A 22,304-nucleotide genomic window follows, 5' to 3' on the forward strand; every position below is an offset into this window, starting at 1 on the left:
CCCTGCAGCTTGGCAAACGTGCTCGATCGCAAGGTGCGCCCATGAGCGCGCGGCGGCCCGCCCGTGATATCGCTCGCTACACGCTGCCCGTTCTGTTCCTCGGCATCTTCATTGCCGCATGGTCTGCGTGGAGCGCGCAGAAGACGCCGCCGCCACAGCCGGCCAGCATCGCCGCTGCCGAATTCTCGGCGGCGCGCGCCATGCAGCACCTGCGCTGGATCGCCGCCGAACCGCATCCCACCGGCTCGGCCGCTGCGGCGCGGGTGCGCGATGGCCTGGTCACGCATCTGCAGCAGGCGGGATTGCAGGCATCGGTGCAGCGCGCGCATGCGGCTGCGGAGTACGGCAAGGGCGACGGGCGCGGTGTGCGCGCGGCCAATGTGGAGAACGTGGTCGCCGTACTGCCGGGCCGTGATCGCAGCTTGCCTGCGGTGCTGCTGATGGCGCACTACGACAGCGTGGCCCAGTCGCCCGGTGCGGCCGACGATGGCCTCGGCGTTGCGGTGATGCTGGAAATAGCCCGTGCGCTGCAGAAAGATGCACGGCAGCGTGACGTGGTGTTCCTGTTCACCGATGCCGAGGAGGCTGGCCTGTTGGGTGCGCGCGCGTTCTTTGCATCGCATCCGCTGGCCGCGCGGATCGGGACGGCGATCAACCTGGAGGCGCGCGGCAGCAGTGGCCGTGCGGTGCTGTTTGAAACCGGACCTGGCAATGCGGCGCTGTTGAAGACGTTCGCATCGCTGGCGCCGCAGCCGCTGGGCAATTCGTTGACCGGTTTCGTTTACCGCTACATGCCCAATGGGACCGACTTCACGGTGCCGGCAAAGCTGGGCATTCCTGGCGTGAACTTCGCGATCATCGGGAGCCAGTTCGACTATCACGCCGCCACCGCGAGCGTGGCCAACCTGGACCCGGGCAGCGTGCAGCACATGGGCGCGCAGGTGCTGCCGCTGGTACGGCAACTGGCAACCTCCGCGACCCTGCCGACGTCCAGGCGGGATGCGATCTACAGCGATCTGCCGGGCGGCTGGATGATCGGCGTGCCGATGTGGTCGGGCTGGTGCGTGCTGGCGTTTGGACTGCTCGTCCTTGTCCTGGTCGCGCGCCGTACCACGTTCAAGCAGGGCGGTTGGCGGGGCGTGGTCGGTGGTGTGGCGTGGTGGCCGCTGGCATTGCTGTCGGTTGCCCTGGCGGTGCGGGTGTCGTACCGGTTGCTGGGCGGTGGCGATGCCAGCCTGGTGAACAACCGCGACCTGCTGGCGGCATTCTCGACGCTGGCGGCGGGCGAGGGACTGTTGGCCATCGGCGTGGTGCTGGCGTTGGGTGCACTGACGCTGTGCAAGGCCGGGCGTAAACCGTTTGCCGTGCTGGCCCTGCTGGTGGGGGCCTGTGCCTCGCTGCGCGGCGGCGTGGATGTCATTGGCCTGGTGCTGGGTGTGCTGGTCGCGCTGCTGGCGTGGACCAGCGCCGGTAGCGCGGTACGCGGCGAAAGCGTGCGGCTGGGTGCACTGGGCCTTGCCTGGCTCATCGGCGCCATCGTGCAGGTGCTGGCGCCCGAGCTGGCGCCGCTGCTGCTGTGGCCGTTGCTGGCACTGGCTGCAGTCGCTTGGCTGCTGCCCGCGCAGGTGCCGCTGCAGATCGCCCGTGTGATCGTGGCGGCGGTGATCACCGCGTTCGCATTGGCGCATGTCTTCCACTTTGCGCTGCAGCTGTTCGAGGCGATCGGGTTCGGCACGCCGGAGGTACTTGCGTTGCCGTTCGCGTGGCTGGCGGCGCTGTTGCTGCCGTGGGTGCGTTTGGCTCACGGAAGCGGCCGCCTGCTTGCCGGTGCTGCGATCGCCACGCTGCTGGTGGCCGCTGGTGTACTCACTGCTGCGTCGTTTACCCGCTCCGACCCAGAGCGCTATCCGGAATTGTCGCAGGTGATCTTCGTGGCCGATCCGGAAAACAAGCAGTACCACCGGGTCAGCGTGCTGCCGGGGGTGTCGGACTGGAGCCGGAACGCCTTGGGTGCAGGGCAGGGTGAAACGGTGCATGTTTCGGTCCCGGCGCTGGACCTGACCGACGCCATGGGGACGCCAGCGGAGGCAATTGCGATGGCCGAGCCGGTGCGCTTTGAGACGTCGCACGATGCCGAGACCGGCCACGCGGTGCTGCGCATCCTGGCACCGGTGGGCACCCGCGATCTGCGGGTACGGCTGAAGAGCAGTGTGGTGGTGCCCAAGGTGCAGTTGCAGGGCGAGGATGCGCCGCTACTGGATGAGGCCGAGCGTTGGTCGCGGTTGCGTTGGCAGGCGCCGGGGCCGCAGGGAATCGAGCTGCGCTGGCCGGTAAACAGCGGCCCGGTCGAGGTCCAGGTGGCGGCCGGGATCGATGGCTGGCCGGGTGATGCGGCGCCATTGCCGGCGCGGCCGGCGCATGTCGTGCCGTGGGGCACGTCGGATATGACCTGGGTGTTGGGGACGACGCGGGTGGTGGAATAGATCCAGCAGGATGCGTCCGAGCGTGGCGCTGACCTACCGTGGCTTGGAGCTGCTTTTGGCGATAAACAAACGGCCCGCAGTGCGGGCCGTTTGTTTGGGTGCCTGCCAAGGCATCGGAGCCAAGGCATCCGGGCCAAGGCATCGGAGCCAAGGCATCGGAGCCAAGGCATCGGAGCCAAGGCATCGGAGCCAAAGCGTCCGGGCCAAAGCGTCCGAGCATGGCTCGGACCTACCGGACCTTCCGGACCTACCGGACCTGCCTAGATATGCAACGCATGCCCCAGCGCACGCAGCGCCGCTTCCTGCACCGCCTCACCCAGCGTCGGGTGCGGGTGGATCGTCCCGGCGATATCCTCCAGCGTGGCGCCCATCTCGATGGACTGCACGAAAGCGATGGACAGTTCCGAGACCTGCACGCCCACGGCCTGCCAGCCGAGGATGCGGTGGTCGCTGCTACGCGCGACAACGCGCACGAAGCCATCGGTGGATTCCAGCGACATCGCACGGCCATTGGCCGCGAACGGGAACAGCGCGACCTTGGTCTCGATGCCCTGCGCCTTGGCTTCGTCCGGCGACAGCCCGACCACCACGATTTCCGGATCGGTGAAGCACACCGCCGGAATCGCGGCTGGCACGAAGTGGCGCTTCTTGCCGCTGACGATCTCGGCCACCAGTTCGCCCTGTGCCATCGCCCGGTGCGCGAGCATCGGCTCACCGGCGACATCGCCGATCGCCCACACGTTGCGCATCGAGGTCTTGCACTGGTCGTCGATCTTGATCGCCTTGCCGGCCAGATCCAGCTGCAGCGATTCGAGATTGAAGCCGTCGGTCTTCGGGCGACGGCCGACCGCGACCAGGATCTGGTCGGCGTCCAGCGCGATTTCGTTACTGTCCTTGTCACGCACGCGCAGCTGGCCGTTGTCGGCCAGGCCGAGCACGCTGTGGCCGGTCAGCAGCTTCACGCCGGACTTCTCCAGGTGCGTGGCCACCGGCTTGGTCAGCTCGGCGTCGTAGGCCGGCAGGATGCGCTCCTGGGCCTCGACCACCGTCACTTCGCAGCCCAGCTTGCGGTACACCGTGCCCAGTTCCAGGCCGATATAACCGCCTCCGACGACGATCAGCTGCTTGGGCAGCGAGGTCGGCGAGAGGGCCTCGGTGGAGGAGATGACCTTGCCACCGAACGGCAGGAACGGCAGTTCCACCGGCACCGAACCGGTGGCCAGCAGCAGGTGCTCGCAGGTGATGCGCAGCGTGCCGCCGTCTTCGGCGGCGCCGGCGATCTCGACGGTCTTGCCGTCGACGATCGTGGCCCAGCCCTTGATCAGCTGCGCGCCGTTCTTCTTCAGCAGTGCACTGACGCCACCGGTGAGTTTCTTGACGATGCCGGCCTTCCACGCCACGGTCTTGGCCAGGTCCAGCGACGGGGCCTGGACGCTGATGCCCAGCGGCGAGGTGCCCGCCGCATAGGCGGTGACCTTGGCGAATTCCTCGGCGGCATGGATCAGCGCCTTGGAGGGAATGCAGCCGATGTTGAGGCAGGTGCCACCCGGATTGACGCCCTCGACCACGACGGTCTTGACGCCGAGCTGCCCGGCGCGGATGCCGGCGATGTAACCGCCGGGACCGCCGCCGATGATCAGCAACTGGGTTTGAAGGGTATTGGACATCGCTTACTCCACGAACAGCAGGGCCGGGGTTTCCAGGCGGGTACGGATCGCCTGCACGAACTCGGCCGCATCCATGCCATCGACGATGCGATGGTCGAACGAGGACGACAGATTCATCAGCTTGCGCGCCACCACCTGGCCCTCGCGGAACATCGGGCGTTCGATGATGCGGTTCACGCCGACGATCGCCACTTCCGGATGGTTGATGATCGGGGTGGAGACCACACCGCCCACCGCACCGAGGCTGCTGATGGTGATGGTCGAGCCGGACAGCTCCTCACGGGTGGCCTTGCCCACGCGCACGGCGTTGGCCAGGCGCGCGATTTCGGTGGCGGTCTGCCACAGGTCCAGCGACTCGGCATGCGCGACCACCGGCACCGACAGGCCGACCTCGCTCTGGGTCGCGATGCCCAGCTGCACGCCCTCATAGCGGGTCACGATGTTGGCCTGATCGTCATAGCGGGCGTTCATCTGCGGGAAGTCGCGTGCGGCCAGCACCACGGCGCGTGCCAGCAGCGGCAGCAGGGTCAGCTTGCCGCGCTCCTTGGCCCAGCGCTCGTTGAGCTTGGCGCGCAGCGCTTCCACTTCCGTGACGTCGATTTCTTCCACATAGGTGATATGCGGAATGGTCGTCCAGGACTGCTGCATCTTCTGCGCGATCTTGCGGCGCAGGCCCATGATCGGCACCTGCTGCTCGCCGGTACGGCGCGCGTAGCTGCTGCCACCGGCACTGCCGCCGACCAGCTGCGCCTTGCCACCGGCGGCGGCGTAGGCGTCCAGATCGGCCTGCAGGATGCGACCGCCCGGGCCGGTGGCCGGCACGTAGCGCAGCTCGATCCCCAAGTCCCACGCGCGCCGGCGCACGGCCGGCGAGGCCAGCGGGGCTTCACCGGCGTTGAGTACGCCATTGGTGACCGCACCACGCGCGTCCTGCTTGGCGGCAGGGGTGGGTGCGGATGCGGCGGCGGCCTTGGCGGGCGCCGCTGCCGGTGCAGCCTCGGCGGCGGCCGCAGGTGCAGCGGCCGGCGCAGCCGCCTTGGGCGCAGCCACCGGTTCGGCCGCCGCGACAGCGGCCGGTGCACTGGCGGCGCTGGCATTGCCGGCACCGTCCACTTCCAGGCGGATCAGCTCGCTGCCGACGGCCATCATCTGGCCGGGCTTGCCACCCAGCGAGACGACGGTGCCTGACACGGGCGAGGGGATCTCGACCATGGCCTTGTCGGTCATGACCTCGGCCACGACCTGGTCTTCGGCGACCGGGCCACCGACCTCGACCTTCCAGGTGATCAGTTCGACTTCGGCGATACCTTCACCGATGTCCGGCATCTTGATGACGTGATGTCCCATGGTTCAGTCCTCCAGCACGCGCTGCATTGCATCGATGACCCGGGACGGACCCGGGAAGTAGTCCCATTCCTGCGCGTGCGGATACGGGGTGTCCCAACCGGTAACGCGTTCCACCGGCGCCTGCAGGTGGTAGAAGCAATGCTCCTGCACCAGGGCGACCAGCTCGGCGCCGAAGCCGCAGGTGCGCGTGGCTTCGTGCAGCACGATGCAGCGGCCGGTCTTCCTGACCGAGTTGACGATGGCCTCCAGATCCAGCGGCCACAGGCTGCGCAGGTCGATCACTTCGGCATCGATCCCGGCATCTTCGGCGGCGGCCTTGGCCACCCACACGGTGGTGCCGTAGGTGATGATCGTGAGCGCCTTGCCCTCGCGGGCGATGGCGGCCTTGTCCAGCGGCACGTTGTAGTAGCCCTCCGGCACCAGGTTGTCCGGGTACTTGGACCACGCGGTGACCGGGCGGTCGTGGTGACCGTCGAACGGGCCGTTGTACAGGCGCTTGGGCTCCAGGAAGATCACCGGATCGTCGTTCTCGATCGAGGCGATCAGCAGGCCCTTGGCGTCGTACGGGTTGGACGGCATGACCGTGCGCAGGCCGGTGGCGTGGGCGAAGATCGCCTCCGGGCTCTGGCTGTGGGTCTGGCCGCCGTAGATGCCACCGCCGCACGGGGTGCGGAACACCAGCGAGGAGGTGAAGCTGCCGCCGGAGCGATAGCGCATGCGCGCCGCCTCGGAGACGATCTGGTCGTAGGCCGGGTAGATGTAATCGGCGAACTGGATTTCGGCGACCGGGCGCAGGCCGTAAGCGGCCATGCCGATCGCCGCGCCGGCGATGCCGTTTTCGGAAATCGGCGCATCGAACACGCGCTGCTTGCCGTACTTGGTCTGCAGGCCATCGGTGCAGCGGAACACGCCGCCGAAGTAGCCCACGTCCTGGCCGAAGACCACCACGTTGTCGTCGCGTTCCAGCATCACGTCCATCGCCGAGCGCAGCGCCTGGATCATGGTCATCGGCGTGCCGCCGGTGTTGTTCTGTTCAATTCCGCTCATGTGTTCAGACTCCCAACTGCTGACGCTGGCGACGGAGGTGTTCGGGCATGTCCTTGTAGACGTCTTCGAACATGAGGGCCGCGCCGGGACGGTTGTCGCTGCCGAGCAACCCGTGGGTCTCGGCTTCCTTGAGGGCACGCAGGACCTCGGCATCGAGCTCGGTGCGGACCTCGTCGTGCTGCTGCTCGCTCCACAGGCCGCGCTTGATCAGATGCTGCTTCAGGCGGTCGATCGGATCGCCGAGCGGGAAGTGCTGGGCATCGTCGGCCGGGCGGTACTTGGACGGATCATCCGAGGTCGAATGCGGGCCGGCGCGGTAGGTGACCCACTCGATCAGGGTCGGGCCCAGGTTGCTGCGGGCGCGTTCGGCGGCCCAGCGCGAGGCGGCGTACACGGCCAGCAGATCGTTGCCGTCCACACGCAGCGACGGAATGCCGTAACCCACGCCGCGCGCGGCGAAGGTGGTGTTTTCACCGCCGGCGATGGCCTGGAAGGTGGAGATCGCCCACTGGTTGTTGACCACGTTCAGCACGACCGGGGCGCGGTACACGTGCGCGAAGGTCAGCGCGGCGTGGAAATCGCCTTCGGCGGTCGCCCCATCGCCCACCCATGCGGTGGCGATGCGGGTGTCGCCCTTGATCGCCGAGGCCATCGCCCAGCCCACCGCCTGGATGTACTGGGTGGTCAGGTTGCCGGAGATCGAGAAGAAGCCGTAATCCTTGTACGAGTACATGATCGGCAGCTGGCGGCCTTTCAGCGGGTCGGCCGCGTTGGACAGCACCTGGCAGATCATGTCGACCAGCGAGACGTCCTTGGTGACCAGGATGCCCTGCTGGCGATAGGTCGGGAACTGCATGTCGTCATCGCGCAGCGCCAGGGTCTGGCCGACCGCGATCGCTTCTTCACCCAGGCACTGGATGTAGAACGAGGTCTTCTTCTGGCGCTGGGCGATCAGCATGCGCGCGTCGTAGGCGCGGGTCTTGAGCATGGCGTGCATCGCACGCAGCAGCACCGCGTCGTCGATGTCGGCGGCCCACGGACCCACGGCGTCGCCGTTGTCGTCCAGCACGCGGATCAGCTGGCCGGTGAGCGGTGCGGTCTGGCTGGCGCTCACGTCCACGGGCGGCTTGTCGACCGCGCCGGCGGGGCTCAGCTTCAGATAGGAAAAGTCGGTGGCCTGGCCGGGGCGGGCGCTGGGCTCGGGCACGTGCAGACGCAACGGCGCGCTGGTGGCGGGAATCTGGGGTGATGACATGTCAGGGGCCTCGCTGGGCTTGGGTCATGGAGCTACAGGCTTACCGCAGGCGGGGGGCAACGGTAATGGCGATGTTGACGCGCCGGCATCCCGGGGGATCCCGTCGCGAAGCGGGTAAGGACCAGCGCTTTCAAGGCGGCTGGGGCCATGGCGCATTGCACCCGGTGTGAAGTCTAGAGGCACGGCGGCATATCGTAAATTTGTTTAATAGCGTATGAGGTATTGTTTATTCAGATATCTCCATGCTACGGGAGCGGTGCATGCAAATCCCAGCCAACCTGACCCTGCGCCAGATGCGCTATTTCGCCGAGGCGGCGGAGCTGGGACAGTTCTCGCAGGCCGCGCGCAAGCTGCACGTCTCCCAGTCGGTGATCACCACCGCCGTTGCCCAGCTGGAGGCCGCGCTGGGGCTGAAACTGTTCGATCGCCTGCCGCACGGGGTCGGCCTGACCGCCGAGGGCCACCGTTTCCACCAGCACGTCCGACACATCCTGGACACCCTGCAGGACGCCCTGAGCGAGCCGATGTTCCTGGCCAACACGCTGCCGGGCCGGGTCAGGATTGGCGCGTCCTACACCGTGCTCGGCTATTTCCTGCCGAGCCTGCTGGCGCGCTTCAAACGCTCCTATCCGCAGGTGGAGGTCGAGCTGGTGGACATGGACCGGGCGACGATCGAGCAGGGCGTCAGCAGCGGCGAGCTCGATTTCGGCTTGTGCATCATCTCCAACATGGCCGAGCCGTACGTACTGCGTCGGCAGGTGCTGATCCGGTCGCGCCGCCAGCTGTGGCTGGCCGAGTCGCACCCGCTGCTGCAGCTGCCGGTGATCAGTCCGGCTGACGTCGCGCCGTACCCCTACATCATGCTGACGGTCGACGAGGGGCAGGAGTCGGCGATGCGCTACTGGCGTTCGGTCGGGCGCGCGCCCAACGTGGCTTTCCGCACCTCGTCGCTGGAAGCGCTGCGCGGCATGGTCGCCTACGGGTTCGGGGTGAGCATCCTGTCGGACATGGTCTATCGGCCGTGGTCGCTGGAGGGGCGCCGGATCGACGTGCGCACCCTGACCGATGCAGTGCCGCCGATGGACGTCGGCCTGGTCTGGCGCCCGGACGAGGACCTGTCCGCGCCCGCACGCGCGCTGCATCAGTTTCTGGTCTTTGCCTGTGGCGGGTAAGCGTCGAGGGCATCGGTCAGGGCAGGGCGCGGAGCGGGCGGTTCCGCCCCCGGCGGCGTGAAGGCCCGCCCGCGACGTGACCAGAGCTGCCACGCCGAGTACGCCAGCAACGGCACCACATAGGTGGCCAGGATGGCGTAGGCCAGCAGCCGGTAGCCCTTGGCGATCAGTGCCACCAGGCCGATGCCGTCGGCAAGGAAAACGGCTGCCAGCAGGATCGCGGCGATGATCGCCACGCGCACGCCGCGTCCGGGCGCGGCGCCGGTGCGTTCTTTCCAGTTGACGCCGATGCGGCCGTCCAGCGAGGCCATCAGCGTGACCCCGGTTTCCACCAGGGCGACCATGATCATCAGGCGGAACAGCCACTGGAACCACGGCAGGCCGAGCTGGCCGAGCATGAGGTCGGAAGGCAGCGGCGCGTCGGCGATGTCCGGCAGGAACGCGATCATGCAAACGTAGAACACGATCGCCGGCAGGATCGCCAACGGGCCGGCCAGGGCGCCGGCAATCACCGCGTCGCGACGGCACAGCAGGTGGCGCACGACCAGCAGGATCGAGACTGCCGCGAACACGTTGTAGCCGGCGTAGGTCACCCCGTTGAGCACCCAGCCCGGGCCGAGGTCTGGGGTGTTGGACAACTGCGCCAGGGTGCCGTGGCCGAAGCGGGACAGGATCAGGCACGCGGCGATGGCATACACCACGTACATGAAGGCCGACATCAGCTTGAACATGCGTTCGACGGCGTTGGTGCCGGCCTGCACCACGCCGGTGATGATCGCCACCAGCAGCAGCGTGCCGACGATCCGTGGCCAACCGAACATGGTCGTGGCCAGTTCGCCGGCGGCCGCGCCGAACACGGCCAGTACCACCACGATGAGCGCCAGATAGGCGATTTCGAAGGTCCACCAACCACGCCCCAGCAGATGCCGGAAGAAGGTGCGGTAGTCGTTGGCACCGATCGCCCGTGCCAGCAGGAACGTCAGGATGCAGATCACGCTCCAGATCAGCATCGACAACACCATCGCGGCCAGGCCGCCCCACGGGCCCGACGGCAGGAAGAACTCCGCCAGCTCACGGCCGGTGGCGTACCCGCCGCCGATCACGGCGGATTTGAACGCCAGGCCGGGCAACAGATAACGCTGGAACCGGCTGGCGGCGGCAGTCACTTGCCGGCGGCCGTGGGCTGCAGCAGGTAGAAATCGCGCACGGTGCGGGCGATCTCGGCGATCACCCGCTCACGTTCGCTGCGCGGTGCGTTGCTGGCCTTGACGAACACCGAGATGGCGAACCGGCTGCCGTCGGGCAGGGTGACCACGCCGACGTCGTTGACGGTGCCGGCGACCGTGCCGCTCTTGTCGGCCACCTTGGTGCCCGGCGGCAGGCTGCCGCGCAGGCGTGCGCTGCAGGTCCGGCAACGCTCCATGATCTGCACCAGCACCTCGGTGCTGGCCGGGCTGAGTGCCTTGCCGGTGAACAGCTGGGTCAGCAGGGTCGACATCGCACGCGGCGTGGAGGTGTCGCGCGGATCCTTGTCGAAGGCCTCGCTGCCGGACTTGGTGCGCTTGACGACCTCCGGGTCGAGGGTCAGTTCCGCGACGCGCTCCTTGGTCAGCGGGGCATCGCCGAGGCCGAAGATGTCGCTCAGCAACTGCCGGGTGTTGCGGTCCAGGCGCTGGCCTTCGATGCCGTGTGCGCGCAGCCAGGCGGTGACCGCGGCCGGTCCACCGGCCTGGGCCACCAGCACGTCGGTGGCGGTGTTGTCGCTCTGGGTCAACATCACTTCGAGCAGGTTGTGCACCGACAGGCTCACGCCGTCGTGGATGAAACGGTCGGCGATCACTTCCGAATCGACATAGAAGGATTTCGGCACCGGCACCATCGTGGTCAGCGCCAATTCGCCGGCATCCACCTTGCTCAGGATCACGGCGGCGACGGCGACCTTGAACGTGCTGGCCATCGGGAAGCCTTCATCGGGATTCAGATGCACCTGCTCGCCCTTGCCATCCAGGCGCCATGCCGAGACACCGACCTTGCCGTCGATCAACGTGGCCAGGCGTGCGACTTCGGTTTCCACCGGACTGGTCCGGCTGGCGCTGAAGGCGGCGAGCGGGCTCAGGCCCAGCATGGCCGCCACGCACAGGCTCAAGGTACGGGATGTCATCTTCATGCGATGCAGGCCTCCAGCAAACGGTTGAATTCCCCATCTTGCCGCATCGGGTCGGCCACCGGCAGACCCAGGCGCGCGCTGACCTCAGCACAGGCGGCCGACGCCGCGGCTTCGGTCATGCCATGGGTGTTGAGACTGACACCGACGCAGCGGATGTCAGGGTTGGTACGGCGCCCCAATTGCACGGTCAATGCGATAACCTCTTCGATGGAGGGCAGTGGATAGTCCGGATAACCGAGCACGTGCTTGCGCCCCGGCTGGTGGCAGACCACGAACACATCCGGTTGGCTGCCGTGCAGCAGGCCGAGGCTGACACCGGCGTAGGCGGGGTGGAACAGCGAGCCCTGGCCTTCGATCACATCCCAGTGGTCGTCGGCCGCATCCGGGCTGAGCAGTTCGGCGGCGCCGGCGGAGAAGTCGGCGACCACCGCGTCCATCGGAATGCCGCTGCCGGCGATCAGGATGCCGGTCTGGCCGCTGGCGCGGAAGTCGGCCGCTACGCCGAGCCCGCGCAGGCCGCGCGCCAGGGCCAGTGCGGTGTACTTCTTGCCCAGCGCGCAGTCCGTGCCGACGGTGAGCACGCGCTTGCCGGTGCGCTTGCGCCCGTTGCCGACCGGAATGCCGCGTGGCGGGATGCGCACGTTGATCAGCGCACGTCCGTGGCGGTCGGCGGCGGCGGCCAGCTCCGGAATGTCACCGAGCTTCTGGTGCATGCCGCTCACCAGGTCCAGGCCCTGTTCAAGCGCGTCGACCAGCGCGGGCAGCCACTGCGGCGGAATTACCCCACCGCCGTTGGCGACGCCGATCACCATCGCACGCGCACCGGCGGCGCGCGCCTGCGCCGGCGTCATGCTCGGCAGGCCGGTGGTGATCGGGCAGCCCGGCAGGCTCCATTCGGCAACACACACTTCCGGCGCCCAGTCGTGCAGGCCGATCGCGGTCTTGGCGAAGCCCGCCTCAGTGATATCGCCCAGGAACAGCAGGTACGGTTGGGGGAGGGCGGCAAGTGCCTGAACGGCTGCGGTGTGCGTCGAGCTCATGGGGATCCGGGGTAGTGGGGGAGGGAGGCGGTCACGGGACGGGATAAGGCGTCGCCGGGCGCGCAGGTGGCACTCAGTAGCGATAGTCGATCGACATGCCGATGGTGCGCGGCTGCAACGGCACGCCGGTCACCGCGACGTAGCGGTTGAGTGCATCGCGCACCGCGCCGGTCGACACATAGGCACGCTCGTCGGCGGCATTGCGCGCGTACAGACGCACGGTCCAGGTCATGTTGGTCAGTTCGGCATGCAGGTCCAGGGCGTTGTAGCTGTCGATCTCGTACGCGCCGGCCACGCGCGCGCCGGTGACGCGATAGCCGGCACCGACCCGGCCCTGCCACTGCGCGGTCACATCGAAGTCGTAGTCGACGGTGGTCGACCAGCTCAGCCGCGGCGTCATCGGCATGCGGCTGCCGGCGACCAGGCCGCTGGAGGCCGGCACATCGCCGATCTTCGAATCGATGTAGGCCGCGTTGAGCCCGACCGTCAGGCGCTCGGCCGGACGCACCATGAAGCTCAGCTCCGCGCCCTGGCTGCGCGCGCTGCCAGCATTGCCCATCCAGCTCAGGCCGTTCTCGGAAACGCGCACCTGTATGTCGTCCCAGTCGATCCGGAACAGGGCCAGATCGATCATCGCGCGACGGTCCCAGAAGTGCGACTTGAAGCCGAGCTCGAGGTTGTCCAGCGTGTCGGCCTTGGTCATGGGCACCACGCCGGAGGTCGACACGTTCGGTCCACCCGGGCGGTAGCCGGTGGCGTAGCGGGCGTAGAGCATCGCGTTTTCGTTGAAGTGCCAGCGCGAGGCGAGTTTCCAGGTGGTCACGCTGTCATCGGCGTCGTCGGCCAGGTCGATCGGTCGGGGACCGTACAGCAGCCCGACGCTGTGCTGTTCGAAATCCTGCTGGTTGCGCGCATGCCGCACGCCGGCGGACACATCGAAACGCGGGCTGAATTTGTAGGTGACATCGGCGAAGATCGCCTGCTCGTCGTAGGTGCCGGGCAGGCTGGCGGTGCCGGGATTGAACGGCAGCGGTATCCCGTTGGCATCGTAGGCGCTGACCTGCTGGCGGTTGGCGTTCTTCTCACCGGTGAAGAAGGTGCCGAGCAACCATTCAAAGCGCGCGTTTTCCTTGGAATTCAGGCGGAATTCCTGGGTCCATTTGCGGGTGCCGAGGAAGACATCGAACTGCGCCTGTCCGGCCGGATACCGGGTCAGCAGCGGCCACGCCGCGCCATAGACGAGGGTGGAATCCTGCACTTCGTCCATGCGGGTTTCGGAGAAACTGGACGCGGAGACGAAATCGACGTTGCCCAGATCCCAGTCGAGGATCGCCGAGTAGTAGTCGGTCTCCATCCGGTACGGCGTCGCGCGCTGGAGGATGCCTTCGAGCGGGCCGCGGATTGGCTCCAGCGTGGGATAGGTCAGGCCCACCGCGCTGGAGTTGTCGGCATCCACGATCTGCGACAGCGCCTGCACGCGCAGGTTGGCGGTGTCGCTGATGCGCCAGGTCAAGGCCAGGCGCGAGGCCAGCTGGTAGTAGCCGTTGCTGTCTTTGGCGTCATCGCCGGCCAGATCCGGCTGGTCGACATAGCCGGGCGTGCCCTGGCGCGACATGCTGGCGCGCAGGCCCAGCTTGCCTTCGATCAGCGGCACGTTGAACGAGGTGCGCACGCCCGTGCCGACGTCGCCGGCCTCCCGGGTGGCATTGACGTCCATGCCGGCGCGGAACTCGAGGCCATCCGGATCGGCGGCCTTGGTGATGTACTTGAACAGGCCGCCCATCGAGCTGGCGCCGTAGAGCGTGCCCTGCGGGCCGCGCAGCACTTCCACGCTCTGGATGTCGTAGGGCAGCAGATCCAGCGCGTAGGTGGTTGCGCGCTGCTTGTTGCTGCTCGTGCCGATCGGTGTGTCATCGATGTAGGTGCCGATGATCGAGCCACCGCCGAGCGGCGCCACGCCGCGCAACGCCATCGTGGTCTGGCCCGGCGCGCCGCCACTGTCGACCTGGAAGCCGGGGACGTAGGCGGCGAAGTCGTTCAAGCGGGTGGCGCCGAATGCTTCGAGGCGTTCTTCGCTGATCACGCTGACGCCGGCAGCCACCTCCATGACGTTCTCGCTGCGCTTCTGCGCGGTGGCCACTACGCGATCAAGCTCGACGACATCGGGCGTGCTGCGGCTGCCATCGGCGTCGGCGTCCTGGGCCATCGCCGAGGTGGCAAGGCCCATGCAGCACAGCGTGACGGTGGAGGCGAGGATCGAACGTTTCATCGGCTTGCGCATGTGCGGGCTCTCAGGCATCAGGAACGGGGTCAGGCAGAGAAAACGACGGCGATCCGGGACTGCGACAGCCGCGTGGCGTTGCATCGGGGAGTGCGGTGGACGCGCGCGGTGCCGCGGCAGCGGCGTGCCGGCACATCGGTCAGAGGAGAGGACATGGGGAGCGAACGACACGCGCGGCGGTCGGAGACGTGCGGAAACTGATCGGGCATTTCGATATCCCTACAAATCCTGTGTCAGGAATATTTATCCTGATCAGAGATATGTCAAGCTCAATTAGAAAATAGTGTCTCAATAAGGAGTATTGCGCTGCAGCAATTCGAGCGCTCCCAAGGCCGCTTCCCAGACCGATTGGCGCCTGGTGGGCGCACTGCGCCGGACCACGGGCCGCGATCAAGCGCCATCGTCACCACACCGATAAGCACGGTGCGGCACCGACACCTCAACCCGCGCGCACCGCACGGGCAGCCGGGGCAGCGTCCTGCGGGGCAGGTGAGGCGTTGCCAGCCAACAGCGGTCGCGCGCGGCGTTCCAGCCGCAGCAGCAGGATGGCAACGAGCATGCAGGTGCCGCCCATCAGCGAGAAAAACACCGCACTGGACAGCGTTGACCACAGCGTGCCGACGGCGCCGGCCAGCAGATTGCCGCCGAACGAGGCCAGGAACCAGAACGCGATGATCGTCGCGCCGAAGCCTGCCGGCGCCAGGCGCGCGAACAGACCCAGCCCCACCGGCAGAATGAAGAGCTCGCCAAGGGTGAAGATCGCAAAGAACAGCGCGGCCCACAGCCAGCCGACCTTGGCCGACGGTTCGCCGCCGAGCATCGCCACCAGCGCAAATGACAGGCCGACCACGGCAGCGCCGATCGCCATCTTGGTCAGTGCGGCCGGCTCGCGGCCCTCGCGCGCCTGCCGCGTCCAGCGCCGCACCAGCAGCGGCGTGATCAGGAACACCAGCAGCGGATTGAGCGAGAAGAACCAGGTCATCGGGACGGTGAAATCGGCGGTGATCACGCGGTCCACGCCGGTATCGAGCCAGATCGCGATGGTGTTGCCGATCTGCTCGTAGGCCAGTCGGAATACCACGATCAATCCGGCAATCATCGTCATCAGCTGCAGCAGTGGTCGGTAGGTCGGCTGCCACAGCGCGGAGAAGGGCAGCGTGGCGCGCTCGCTGCGCGGCGGATCCGGTGGCAGGTGCCGTCGGCCGCTGATGTAGACCACCAGGCCCAGCAGCATGCCGATGCCGGCGGCCGAGAAACCGACGTGCCAGCCATACACCTCTCCCAGCGTGCCGCAGACCAGCGGCGCGAGAAACGCGCCGAGGTTGATGCCCACGTAGTACACGTTGAACGCCGAGCCACGACGCGGATCATCGCGCCGGTACAGGTCGCCGACCTGGCCCGGCAGGGTCGGCAGGAACAGCCCGTTGCCAAGCACGATCGCCAGCAGTGCCGGATACAGCAGGGCATCGAAGGCCATCAGGAAGTGGCCGAACGCCATGACCACCCCGCCCAGGACCACCGCACGCCGCTTGCCCAGCCAACGGTCGGCGAGCAGGCCGCCGAACACCGGGCTCAGGTAGGCTAGCGCGGTGTACAGGCCATAGACCATCGAGGCCTGCTCCTGCGAGAAAAGCAGCTGCTTGGTCATGTAATAGACCAGCAGCGCCCGCATGCCGTAGTAGGAGAATTTCTCCCACATCTCGGTGAGGAACAGGATGGTCAGGCCTGGCGGTTGCCCGAACCAGGCCCTGGGCGGTGCAGCGATGCTCATCGGGCGGGGCATCCGTGGGTCAGAGCTGCAGGCCGGTACTGATCAGGCGCTGGGTAATGGCGACGAACGCCACCACCAGCCCCGCCAGTGCGACCACCCAGGCGCCGTAGCGGCGCACGCGCGGCCAGCTGGCCGGGGTGCGGATCGCCACCCAGACCAATGCCGCTGCCGCGAACACGCTCAGCCAGGACAGCGCCTGCACCAGGATCAACGGCCCGTTGGTGTACGACGAGATCGCGCCCGGGCCAGCGATCGATTTCACGTACAGCGCCCAGGCGACCACGGTGCCCAGCTGCGTGGTGATCGACAGCGTCTGCAGCCAGCGCAGGCCGCGGTTTTCTGCCGGCGCGCTGACACGGTAGTAGCGGCGCACGAACACGCCACCGACGCGCAGCATGGCCGACAGCGTCAGCAGCCCCAGCGCGGCGAACAGCGCAGGGCGCAGCCACGCCGGCGAACGCCAGCCGGGGATCGGTTCAAAGCCGAACACCGAGGCGAACGGACCGCCGGAGAAGTACACCGGTCGGCCGTCCTTGACCTTCACTTCCAACAGGCCGCGGCCGTTTTCCTGCTGCCACAACCACGGCGACACCTCGCGCCAGCGCAGCAGCTGGCCGTTGAGGCCCTTCTGGCCATCCACGGTGATGGTGCCGTCATCCTGCGGGTGCACACGGATCGGTGCGAACAGCGTCAGCATGCGCAGATAGGAACTGTCCGAACGGCGCGTGCTCTGCCAGCTCGTCCCGGCCAGCGCAGCGGCGTGCTCGCGGGCCGTGGCAGCATCCACGCCCGGGCCGGCGCGTTCGATCGGCAGGGTCGGCAGGAAATTCTCGACGAAGCGCTCCCACACCTGGGCGCGCAGGGCAGAACCGGCCGCATCACGCCCCACGCTGTTGGTGGAAACGAAGACGCCGATGTTGCGTTCCGGGATCATCCACAGCCACGAGTAGAAGAACAGCATCGTGCCGCCGTGCGAGCGCGTGTCGTAGCCCCCGGTGTCCGAGGCCATCCAGCCCAGTGCCATGCGCGGCAGGTGCGGCAGGATCGCCGGCTGCGGGGTCAGCATCTGTGCGTTGGTCTCGGCGCGCATGATGCGCTGGCCGTCGAGCTCACCATGATTGAGCGTGGCCATCATGAAACGTGCCATCGCCGAGCCGGAGGCATACAGACCGCCCACGCCCGGCGCGGTGTTCTTCTCGGCCGGGTAGCTTTTGCCCGAGCCCAGCAGATAGCCCTTGGCGGCGTGCGGCAGCAGCTCGGCCGGCAGCTTCTGTTCGAAGCTGGCGTACTGCATGCCCAGCGGCTGCAGGATGTGCTGCCTGGCGTAGTCCTCGAAGCGCTGGCCGCTGACCCGCTCGACGATGTACGAGGCGATGCCGGTGGCGTAGTTGGAATACGCCGGCGTGGTGCCCGGTGCGGAGATCTGGTTGGGCACCCATTCCTTGAGGAAGTTGTCGCGGTTGGCCGGATGGTCCGGGCCCAGCACGATCAGGTAGCGCATGCGCTCTTCCAGACCGCTGGTGTGGGTCATGATCTGGCGCAGCGTGATCGGCGCACCGTTGGCCGGGACCTTGATGTCCAGGTAGATGTTGATGTCGGCGTCCAGATCCAGCTTGCCCTGTTCGACCAGCTGCATCACCGCGGTCCAGACAAACAGTTTGGAGATGGACCCGGGGCGGAACAGGGTGGTTTTGGGATCGACCGGCGTGCGCTTCTCGACATCGGAGAAACCAAAGCCGCGCTCTGTGACGACCTTGCCATTCTCGACCACCGTGACCACGGCACCGGCGAGATCGCCCTGCGCCATGAGGTAGGGCACCAGGCCGTCCAGGAAGGTGTCGACGCGGGCTGCATCCAGTGTGCCGGTGGCGGCCGGCGGGGGAGCGACGCTGTCAGGCGCATGGGTGGCTGCAGGCTGCGGCGCGGCGGCGGGCGGCGGGGCCTGTGCGTGCAGCGGCGAGAACACGGCGCTGGAGGTCAGCAGCAGGCCGGCCACCAGCGCGCGCCAGCAGGGGGTGCGCGGATGCCGCGATGTCATGCTCATGCCTGCACCCCCTTGCCCCACACCGCGTCCTCGCAATGCACCCGTCCCTCGTCATAGCGCAGGCCCGGGACGCGATCCTCGCGCAGGAACAGCGGGCCATCGAGATCGACCACGTCGCAATGCTGGCCCACGATGAAGGCCGGGCCCATCGCCCAGCTGCTGCCGATCATGTTGCCGACCATCACCTGCATGCCCAGTGCGCGGGCCTTGCCGACCATGGCCAGGCCTTCGGTGAGTCCGCCGGCCTTGTCGAGCTTGATGTTGATCACGTCGAACAGACCGGCCAGCGCTTCGATGTCCGCCGCGTCCTGCACGCTTTCGTCGGCAGCGAACGGCAGCGGTCGTGCGAAACCCTTGAGTTCGGCTTCGCGACCGCGCTGCAGCGGCTGTTCCAGCAACTTGATGTCGTTGTCCAGCAGCACCGGCATCAACGCGTCCAGCACGTCCACGGTGTAGCCCTGGTTGGCGTCCACGCCCATCCATACCTCCGGGCGCGCCTTGCGCACGGCGCGCACGCGTTCGCTATCGATATCCAGTTCGCCACTGAGCTTGAGCTTGAGTGCCTTGGCGGCCGCATAACGCCCGGTGGCGATCGACTGCATCGTCGCCGGATCATCAGCGCCGAGGGTCCAGGTGGTCAGCAGCGGCCGGGTCTGCGACAACCCGGCCAGCGCCCAGGCCGGTTTGCCGGTCCGGCTCGCCTCCAGATCCCACAATGCGCAGTCCAGCGCGTTGCGCGCGCCGCCGCGGGGCAGCAGTTGCTGCAGGTCGGCGCGGCTGATGCCGGTTTCGATCCGCGCACGCAGCTGTTCCAGCGTGGCCAGCATCTGCTCGGGCGCATCATCAAGGTAGTACACGCCACTGGCTTCGCCACGGCCGCGATGGCCGCCGTCTTCCAGTTCCACGCGCAGCACCTGGGCGTGTTCGAAAACGTAACCGCTGATCCGGAACGGAGCCAGCAACGAAAGCGTGTCGATCTGCAGGGTGAGTTTCACAGGATGTCTCCAGCCCCGAAGCGGGGCGACGGGTCAGTAGTTGAGAGCGAAGTCGGCCAGGCCCATCAGAGCCAGCGCGTAGGCAAGCACGCAGGCGGCCATCAGCAGCAGCACGGCCCAAAGGCGTGCCAGCCAGCCACGTCCGCCGCGCAGCGTCTGCAGCAGGTTCCAGGCCATCGCCGCGATCCCGCCGACGATGGCGATCACGGAGGCGATGCCCAGCCCGATCACCGCCGGATCGAGACGGTCGTCCAGGCGGGCGAAATCCGCGGCCGCCCACGCCATCAACGCCATGGCTGCTGCAGGTACCAGCAGCATGAACCAGCACGCGAGGCGGCTCAGGCGATAGACCAACAGCGTCCTGCGTGGCCAGGCCAGCACGCGGCCGTGACGACGGCGGACGAACGCGGCGACGGGCCAAGCCAGCGCGGAAAGCGCCAGTACCGCCATGGCAGCGGTCAGCAGTGGCTTGAGCCATACCGCCGAGCGGTAACCTTCCGCGCGCACGAACACGTTGAACGGTGAGGACGCGTCGACCGCGAAGCCGACCGGCGTTCCGTCCTTGAGGATGGCGGCCAGGCGCAGCTCGCTGTTGTTCGCCTGCCATAACCACGGTGCGATCGGCCTGAAGGTGGACGGCTGTCCGTTGGGCTGTTTCAGGCGCGGCAGGCGCAGACTGCCATCGTCCAGCGCCTCCAGCCGCGTCTGAGTGAGGATGCCGGTGCGGCCGATGCCGGTTTCGGCGCGACGTGAATCGAGATAGCTCGGTGCGGCCAGCTGGCGCGCCTGTTCCCTGGCCAGCGCGGCGTCTACCTGCGGTGCCGCGGCGGGGGCGTCTGCCGGGAAGTAGCGGTCGGCGAAGTTCTCCAGCAGCTCACGGCGGATCGGGCCGGTGACGCCGTTGGCGCCGGCGCTGTTGAGCGCGACGAACAGGCCGACGTCGTGGTCGCGGAACAGGAACAGCTGCGAGTGGAACGAGTAGGTGTCACCGGCGTGGGACACCACCCGCTGACCATTGACGTCGATCTCGTAGAACCCGAGTGCCATGGTGTTCAGTGGTGGCGCGAAGCGGGTCTGCGGCGTCAGCATCTGTTGACTGGTCGCTGCCTTCAGAATGGCCGTGTCGTGACCGCCCGTCGCGCTCAGGTGCGCGATCATGAAACGCGCCATGTCGCTGCCCGTGGCCGACATCGCCCCGGCCGGCGCGGACGGGGTGACTTCGAAGTCGCGCGGCTGGCCCGATCCCAGTGCATAGCCCTGGGAGACCCGGCCACGCAACGCAGGCGGCAGCGGCTGACGAAAGCTGGCGTGCTGCATCTGCAGCGGCACGAAGATGTGCTGCTCGACGTAGTCGACGAATGGCTGCCCCGATACGCGCTCGACGATGTAGCCGGCAAGGCTGGTGCCGTAGTTCGAATACGCCGGCACAGTGCCCGGGGCAAAGATCTGCGCCGGTATCCGGCGTTTGAGGTACGGGCCCAGTTCGGTGCCGCCGGCCGCCGCCACCGCTTCGCTCGTCCACATGTACTTGATGTTGGCCTCGAAGCCGCCGGTATGCGTCATCAGCTGCCGCAACGTGATCGGCAGGCCGCGTTCGGGCACCTTGAAATCCAGGTACTGGTTGATGTCCGTATCCAGATCCAGCTTGCCGGCTTCCACCAGCTGCATCACTGCGGTCCACGTCATCAGCTTGGAAACCGACGCCATCCGGAACAGCGTGCCGTCCGGGTCCACCGGCGTCTGCTTCTGCACATCGGAGACGCCGTAACCGCGGCGGGCAAGAATCTGGCCGTCCTTGACCACGGTGACCACCGCACCGGCGATATCGCCACGCCCGATCGCATACGGCATGAAGCCATCCAGCCAGAGGGTCACATCGTCGGCGGTCAGCCGGGGCGTGGAGCCCGCATCGCTGGGGCGGGCCGCCACCTGCGGCGCGGAAGGCGCCGGCTGCGCACCGGCCTGGAAGAGCACCAGCAGCCCACAACACACCGCAACTAGCCCTGACAACGCACGCATCTGACGCTCCCGTTGGAACTGGACGACGCGGCTGTCCCACGCAAACCACGGCTGGGTCAAAAACGTCTCGATCAGACAACAATATTCCTGATCAGAGAAATGTCAAATGCGCGTGATCGTGCCCGGCGCTGCGTACGGGATCTGAATGTGACGTTTAGAGGGCCGAAATGGTGTCATTCCGCCAGGCGATACGCACGCAGTGCCGGAGTGTGGACGCGGCAATCGGGCTCTCAAGTGCCATAAACCATCCTGATCAGGATGACATTCATCTGCGCGTAGTATCGTATCGGCAACTTCACTGGCAATAGCCCAAAGGTCCTGTTGATGAGTCCGAAGAGCCCCACGCTCGGAACCCTGCTGCGCGGCCTGCGCACCCGTCAGGGTTGGACGCTCAAGGAAATGAGCGAACACACCGACATTCCCCTGTCCACGTTGTCCAAGATCGAGCACGATCGCCTGACCTTGACCTACGACAAGCTCCAGCACCTGTCGCAGCGGCTGAACCTGCGCATGTCCGAGCTGTTCTGCGAGCCGGAGACCGACACCGCGCCCAAGCCGGTGACCGCCCGGCGCAGCCTCGGTACGCTGGACAAGGCGCTGCGGATCAAGACCGACAACTACGACTACTTCTATCTGTGCACCGAACTGCGGCGCAAGCGGATGATCCCGATCATCACCAAGGTGCGCGCCAAGACCACGGCCGAGTTCGGCGAGCTGGTCCGCCATCCTGGCGAGGAGTATGTGCACGTGATCGAGGGGCGCATCCAGGTGCACACCGAGTTCTACGATCCGGTGGTGCTGGAAACCGGGGAGGGTATCTATATCGACAGCCAGATGGGCCACGCCTACATCGTCGATGGCGGCTGCGAGGAAGCCGTGCTGCTGGCCGTCTGCGCGAGTGCGGACGAGGACCTGATGGAGTCGCTGATCACCCTGCATGAGCATGAGGTCAGCGTCTGACCGCGATAGCGGTAGACACCGGCGGTGCCCTGCATCGCATGTGGGCAGTCCGGATC

General features: G+C 67.2%; 15 protein-coding genes. 3 read left to right on the top strand and 12 right to left on the bottom strand.

Annotated elements, in window-relative coordinates:
• Positions 1–41 precede the first annotated feature (41 nt).
• Positions 42–2,483: a M20/M25/M40 family metallo-hydrolase gene (locus NR101_RS02860; protein ID WP_256773951.1), complete on the top strand. Its 2,442-nt coding sequence runs from the start codon at positions 42–44 to the stop codon at positions 2,481–2,483.
• 260 nt (positions 2,484–2,743) lie between these two features.
• Here the strand turns inward: NR101_RS02860 and lpdA are convergent, their stop codons facing one another.
• The 4 genes from lpdA to NR101_RS02880 are packed head-to-tail and all read right to left on the bottom strand — an operon-like array spanning position 2,744 to position 7,799.
• The gene (gene lpdA, locus NR101_RS02865; protein ID WP_256773950.1) at positions 2,744–4,150 is read right to left on the bottom strand and encodes a dihydrolipoyl dehydrogenase; all 1,407 of its coding nucleotides are present in this window, start codon (positions 4,148–4,150) and stop codon (positions 2,744–2,746) included.
• Between the two features lie 3 nt (positions 4,151–4,153).
• Entirely contained in the window at positions 4,154–5,497 is a 1,344-nt protein-coding gene (locus NR101_RS02870; protein WP_256773949.1) for a dihydrolipoamide acetyltransferase family protein, read from the bottom strand.
• A 3-nt stretch (positions 5,498–5,500) separates the two neighbouring features.
• Positions 5,501–6,544, bottom strand: a complete 1,044-nt coding sequence (locus tag NR101_RS02875) for an alpha-ketoacid dehydrogenase subunit beta (protein ID WP_256773948.1) — start codon at positions 6,542–6,544, stop codon at positions 5,501–5,503.
• Between the two features lie 4 nt (positions 6,545–6,548).
• A complete protein-coding gene (locus NR101_RS02880; RefSeq protein WP_256773947.1) occupies positions 6,549–7,799 on the bottom strand; it encodes a 3-methyl-2-oxobutanoate dehydrogenase (2-methylpropanoyl-transferring) subunit alpha in 1,251 nt (416 codons plus the stop codon).
• A gap of 260 nt (positions 7,800–8,059) precedes the next feature.
• Between NR101_RS02880 and NR101_RS02885 the strand changes: the two genes are divergently transcribed.
• The gene (locus NR101_RS02885) at positions 8,060–8,971 is read left to right on the top strand and encodes a LysR family transcriptional regulator (protein ID WP_256773946.1); all 912 of its coding nucleotides are present in this window, start codon (positions 8,060–8,062) and stop codon (positions 8,969–8,971) included.
• On the opposite strand, the gene NR101_RS02890 is transcribed toward NR101_RS02885, so the two are convergent.
• The 8 genes from NR101_RS02890 to NR101_RS02925 form a co-directional block, all read right to left on the bottom strand.
• Complete coding sequence (locus tag NR101_RS02890) at positions 8,941–10,137, bottom strand: hypothetical protein (protein WP_256773945.1); 1,197 nt, start codon at positions 10,135–10,137, stop codon at positions 8,941–8,943. The two genes, NR101_RS02885 and NR101_RS02890, sit on opposite strands and share 31 nt — an antisense overlap.
• Positions 10,134–11,138 carry a class A beta-lactamase gene (gene bla / locus NR101_RS02895; RefSeq protein ID WP_256773944.1) on the bottom strand — a complete coding sequence of 335 codons (1,005 nt, stop codon included), beginning with the start codon at positions 11,136–11,138 and terminating at the stop codon, positions 10,134–10,136. Before bla ends, NR101_RS02890 begins: the two co-directional genes overlap by 4 nt.
• Positions 11,135–12,178: a DUF1611 domain-containing protein gene (locus NR101_RS02900; protein ID WP_256773943.1), complete on the bottom strand. Its 1,044-nt coding sequence runs from the start codon at positions 12,176–12,178 to the stop codon at positions 11,135–11,137. Before NR101_RS02900 ends, bla begins: the two co-directional genes overlap by 4 nt.
• A gap of 73 nt (positions 12,179–12,251) precedes the next feature.
• Positions 12,252–14,447: a TonB-dependent receptor gene (locus tag NR101_RS02905; protein WP_256773942.1), complete on the bottom strand. Its 2,196-nt coding sequence runs from the start codon at positions 14,445–14,447 to the stop codon at positions 12,252–12,254.
• A 451-nt stretch (positions 14,448–14,898) separates the two neighbouring features.
• Entirely contained in the window at positions 14,899–16,230 is a 1,332-nt protein-coding gene (locus NR101_RS02910) for a peptide MFS transporter (RefSeq protein ID WP_256773941.1), read from the bottom strand.
• 19 nt (positions 16,231–16,249) lie between these two features.
• Positions 16,250–18,274, bottom strand: coding sequence for a serine hydrolase domain-containing protein (locus NR101_RS02915; RefSeq protein WP_256773940.1), 2,025 nt, complete (start codon positions 18,272–18,274; stop codon positions 16,250–16,252).
• The gene (locus NR101_RS02920; RefSeq protein ID WP_256773939.1) at positions 18,271–19,269 is read right to left on the bottom strand and encodes a dipeptide epimerase; all 999 of its coding nucleotides are present in this window, start codon (positions 19,267–19,269) and stop codon (positions 18,271–18,273) included. Before NR101_RS02920 ends, NR101_RS02915 begins: the two co-directional genes overlap by 4 nt.
• Before the next feature lie 33 nt (positions 19,270–19,302).
• A complete protein-coding gene (locus tag NR101_RS02925) occupies positions 19,303–21,288 on the bottom strand; it encodes a serine hydrolase domain-containing protein (RefSeq protein ID WP_256773938.1) in 1,986 nt (661 codons plus the stop codon).
• Positions 21,289–21,612: 324 nt separating this feature from the next.
• Between NR101_RS02925 and NR101_RS02930 the strand changes: the two genes are divergently transcribed.
• Entirely contained in the window at positions 21,613–22,248 is a 636-nt protein-coding gene (locus NR101_RS02930) for an XRE family transcriptional regulator (protein ID WP_256773937.1), read from the top strand.
• The last annotated feature ends 56 nt before the right edge of the window (positions 22,249–22,304 follow it).

The organism is Stenotrophomonas sp. Ste86, assembly GCF_024519465.1.
GTDB lineage: Bacteria > Pseudomonadota > Gammaproteobacteria > Xanthomonadales > Xanthomonadaceae > Stenotrophomonas.